We start from the raw sequence: 4,209 nt of genomic DNA, 5'->3' as shown, positions 1-4,209 counted from the left end.
GACTCGGTGGCGTTTAACAGGCTGATGCAAGAAGCAAGTACGGCCATTGACGATTGGATTGCAAGCCGTTTGTGATGCTGTAGGTCTGGGGCGTCGCCTGTGTTGTTTATGTTTCACCATGGCCTGCGCGTGTCCGAGGCTTGCGGCTTGACCTTGGCGCAGGTGGACATGGAAAGTCGCGTTCAGCACGTCACATGCCTAAAGCAAGGTCTCTCAACCACCCACCTATTGCGGATAGAGGAGGTGCGGGCGGTAAAGGCGTGGCTTGTCGAGCGATGCAAGATGAAACCGGAAACGACAGATTTCTTTATCTCGGGACAGCGCAAACCGTTGAGTCGCTCGACGGCATGGCGATCCGTGCGGAAATTTGGTGAGCTTTCGGGGATTGCCCTGCCTACACACCCTCACATGCTCCGGCATGCGTGTGGCTATGCCCTGGCCGACCAGGGCGCGGACACCCGACTCATTCAGGACTACCTTGGGCACCGCAACATTCAGCACACCGTGCGCTATACGGCCACCAACGCGGCTAGGTTCGAAAGATTGTGGAGGTAAATCGGTCAGGCATAGTTTGTATGCTAAACAGCACCTCTTGTATATCACTTGGATATCGTGTAGCATCTGTTTCGTTAATGACTTTTGCAAGGTGGAATGTCCAGTGATCCTAGCCGTTGGAAACATCAAGGGAGGAGTCGGTAAGACCACCCTTGCCGTCAACATTGCCATTGCCCGTGCCCTGGCCGGACACGACGTGCTGCTTGTGGACGGTGACGAACAGCGCACAGCATTGACTTTTACCGAGTTGCGCACCGAACAGACAGGCAGGCCAAGCTACACTGCCGTTGGCTTGCAGGGGGCAGCTCTGAGAACTCAAATAAGACAATTGGTTAGCAAATATGATGACATCATCATTGACGTTGGCGGGCGCGATACTGGAAGCCTGCGGGCCGCCTTGACCGTTGCTGAAATCCTGTTGATTCCCGTGCAGCCACGCAGCTTTGACATTTGGGCGGTTGATCAAATGGCCGCGTTGGTGAAAGAGGCACGGGAGATTAGCACCCTGCGGGCTGTCGCCATATTAAATGCCGCCGATGCCCAAGGTCACGACAACGAGGAAGCGGCCCAAGCCATTGCCGACATCCCAGGAATTGAGATGTTGTCGATTTCCATTGGCCGACGGAAGGCGTTTCCAAACGCTGCCGCAGGCGGTCTATCTGTGCTCGAACAAAATCCAAAAGACGCCAAGGCAGTACATGAATTAACCGCTCTCGTCGCTGTCCTATACCCAAACAAACAGATATCAAAGTGATATACAATGGCAATCGCAAGGAAACCTAAACAGTCTACAATGGATATCACACAGCAAGGTGACGAGATGGCAGCGTCTTTTATCGCTGGTGCAAATCGCACACCGGAGCAACCGGAAAAGAAGATCAAGCAACCCATCGTGCTGCGGTTTGATCCGGCCTTGCTTGACAAGGTTGACAAGGCCGCCCGTCATCGTGGCATTAGTAGGAGTTCCTGGATTCAGTACGTTGTCAGCCGGTCACTGGATAACGGAGAAGGGTAAGCGAATTATCTGATGACTAGTCGCACAAGGGGAAAGCAGAGGCATGAACACCGCAGACATCAAGAACAAGCCATCATCGGTCACGATGCGCGTCATAGACGCGGCGGTTGAGATTGCAGAGAAACACCCCCTGCAAATCGAATATCAGCATGGCTTGTTGTGCCAGGTGTTCCTGCCACGTCGCAGGCCGGTGGAACGTATCTTTGAGAGGCAGTACCAACAAGGCTCCATTCGTTTAGAGGCAGGAGCGTTGTGGAACGGGCGTAGTTGGGTTGATCAGCCATTGCCTGCTGGTGCCAAACCACGCCTTGCCCTTATCCACATCAGTGCCGAGGCTGTTAAACGGCGTTCCCGCATCATTGAGGTTGATCACAGTGCCCGTCAGTTCATGGAGCGTTTAGGTTTGAACACGGATGGCGGCAGTAGCTATGCCCTTTTTAGGCGGGAAATGATGGCCCTTGCCGCTTGCCGTATGTGCCTTGGGTGGAACGCAAACGGACACGCCGTGACGATAAACACGCAACCGATTGAAACATTTGAAGCATGGATGCAGAACGACGGCGAACAGAGAGTTTTGTGGCCTGGTGTGATTGAGCTTTCACAGAAATATTTTGACAGCCTGGTTGAACATGCTGTGCCTCTTGACCCTCGCGCCTTACGTGCTTTGGCGCACAGCTCTCTTGCCATTGACGTTTATTCCTTCCTTGCCCGCCGTCTGCATGTTTTGAAGAAGCCCGTCATGGTGCCTTGGACAGGCTGGAAGGAGCAGTTCGGGCATGAATATAAAGATCTTATGAATTTCAAAAATGAATTTAAGAAAGCCCTAAAAGCCGCCCTTGAAGTCTATCGAGGAGCCAAGGTTGAGGCAATCATTGGTGGTTTGCTGCTCAAGCCATCCTTGCCGCCGGTGCATTACGAATCTGTAGCGGTTTCGTTTGGACTGGCCGACCATGTGCGACGATCCTTGCCAGTGCCAGACGCCGAGGCGGCCCACAACATGGGCGGCATTGCCGAGGTGACCATCAAAAGGTTTCGTTCTCTCTATCCCCGCCTTGACGTTTACGCCTGCAAAGCTGCTTTCGATGCGTGGCTTGAGACAGGCAAAGCGAAATCACCCGCGAACTATGACAGTGCCTTTCTTGGTTTTGCCAGGAAGTGGGCTATCGGCAAAGGGTAGATCGTCGCTCTCTCGATCCCCAAGTTTCTCCCATATGTCATGATTTGCGATTGGTGCGCGTGCGGAACCGTGCCGATTTTTTAACCTGTTGATAACTCTGTTAAAAGTCGATGTTATCCACGGCACATTACCACTACCCATTTATGGCACATTACCACTACCTTGCCCAGGGGAAGCATGGCACATTACCACTACCTATCTATCTAATAGATTCTTTCAAATAAAAAATCTCAAATAGTTGGCAACGCAAACCTGTGCACAACCGCTTAGCAGCATGACCACAAGAGCCTGAAAACTCCCCAAGGAGGCACACAAAACGCATCTTGGTCAGTAGGGTAGCCAAAGAGAATGAAACGCAGCAGTAGGCAAAAAACAGTCTTGCTGTGATGAACAAAAAAACGGGCAGTAGGAAAAGAAAATAAGGTAGTAGCATGGACGAACTGGAACGATTCAAGACCGAACTCCATCTTGCCGAAGTCGTGGCGGGCTATGGGTACACCTTAGACAAACGGGAGAGTAGTCGGGCCAGCTTGGTCATGCGGCGGGCTTCTGACGGCGACAAGATTGTTGTAGCCACCGCACCTGATGGGCATGGGGTTTATTTCAGCGTGCGGGATACGGGCGACAACGGGAGCGTGATCGATTTTGTCATGCGTCGCGACGGGGTGAGCCTTGGCGGTGCTCGCAAAGTCTTACGTTCTTGGCTCGCTGTTCCCTCTTCTTTCCCTACTGCCCGCCGACCATTCCCAATTCCCAAGCCTGCACCCATGCCGCGCGACCAGGTAGCCCTGATTGCCCAATGGTATCGCCTGATTCCCTACCGTGGCGGGTATCTTGAAGGGCGTGGCATCATGCCCAACACTGTGACTGCTTTTGCCGATCATGTGCGGATCGACGCACGCGGCAATGTGGCTTTCCGCCACAATGACCGCAGTGGGGTGACAGGGTGGGAACTCAAGAATAAAGGCTTCACCGGATTTTCATCCGGAGGCAGGAAAGCCCTGTTCGCGTGCCGGATAGGGACAACCCATCCTGCGCCGCATCCTCGCATTGTGATTGCTGAAAGTGCCATTGACGTGATGAGTTTTTACCAATTCAACTCGGCACCAGGTCTTTTTGTGTCCTTTGCTGGTGCCCTGTCTCCCGATCAGCGCACCCTGCTTGCCGACGTTTTGACCCGCTATCTTGACGCTGAAATTCTCGCGGCCACCGATACCGACCCGGACGGAGAGGGCTTTGCTGCCATGATCCAGTCGCTACGCCCTGACGCACGGCGGGCACGATCTCCTGAAGGCAAGGATTGGAATGACGCTTTGCGCTTGGCATTGACGTGATTGGTTGAAATTCTCATCAGAACGCCTCAATTTTATATTGTGCAATACAAGAATGGGAGGTGACGAAATGGACGACAACAAGCCAACCGTGGAAACCTACGGCGCGTTGCAGCAGGCTTACGATTTTT

The 4,209-nt window shown here is 53.2% G+C and carries 5 protein-coding genes; all 5 read left to right on the top strand.

What is annotated here, in order from left to right:
- The first annotated feature begins 108 nt into the window (after positions 1 to 108).
- Positions 109 to 555 (top strand): tyrosine-type recombinase/integrase, encoded by a 447-nt coding sequence (locus EJP87_RS19085; protein ID WP_130472534.1) that lies wholly within the window; start codon positions 109 to 111, stop codon positions 553 to 555.
- Between the two features lie 103 nt (positions 556 to 658).
- A complete protein-coding gene (locus tag EJP87_RS14255) occupies positions 659 to 1,309 on the top strand; it encodes an AAA family ATPase (RefSeq protein ID WP_130472533.1) in 651 nt (216 codons plus the stop codon).
- 39 nt (positions 1,310 to 1,348) lie between these two features.
- Complete coding sequence (locus EJP87_RS14250; RefSeq protein ID WP_130472532.1) at positions 1,349 to 1,570, top strand: hypothetical protein; 222 nt, start codon at positions 1,349 to 1,351, stop codon at positions 1,568 to 1,570.
- A 43-nt stretch (positions 1,571 to 1,613) separates the two neighbouring features.
- Positions 1,614 to 2,747, top strand: a complete 1,134-nt coding sequence (locus EJP87_RS14245; protein ID WP_130472531.1) for a replication protein RepA — start codon at positions 1,614 to 1,616, stop codon at positions 2,745 to 2,747.
- A gap of 431 nt (positions 2,748 to 3,178) precedes the next feature.
- The gene (locus tag EJP87_RS14240) at positions 3,179 to 4,081 is read left to right on the top strand and encodes a DUF3991 and TOPRIM domain-containing protein (protein ID WP_130472530.1); all 903 of its coding nucleotides are present in this window, start codon (positions 3,179 to 3,181) and stop codon (positions 4,079 to 4,081) included.
- Positions 4,082 to 4,209 lie beyond the last annotated feature (128 nt).

The organism is Candidatus Magnetaquicoccus inordinatus (genome assembly GCF_004217665.1).
GTDB lineage: Bacteria > Pseudomonadota > Magnetococcia > Magnetococcales > Magnetaquicoccaceae > Magnetaquicoccus > Magnetaquicoccus inordinatus.
Note: the sequence above shows the minus strand (reverse complement) of the source record. Positions and strands in the feature narration are given on the sequence as shown.

Bases quoted from the DNA above. Each gene is read 5' to 3' on its own strand.
- EJP87_RS14250 (WP_130472532.1), top strand. From the start codon at position 1,349: ATGGATATCACACAGCAAGGTGACGAGATGGCAGCGTCTTTTATCGCT.
- EJP87_RS19085 (WP_130472534.1), top strand. From the start codon at position 109: ATGTTTCACCATGGCCTGCGCGTGTCCGAGGCTTGCGGCTTGACCTTG.
- EJP87_RS14240 (WP_130472530.1), top strand. From the start codon at position 3,179: ATGGACGAACTGGAACGATTCAAGACCGAACTCCATCTTGCCGAAGTC.
- EJP87_RS14245 (WP_130472531.1), top strand. From the start codon at position 1,614: ATGAACACCGCAGACATCAAGAACAAGCCATCATCGGTCACGATGCGC.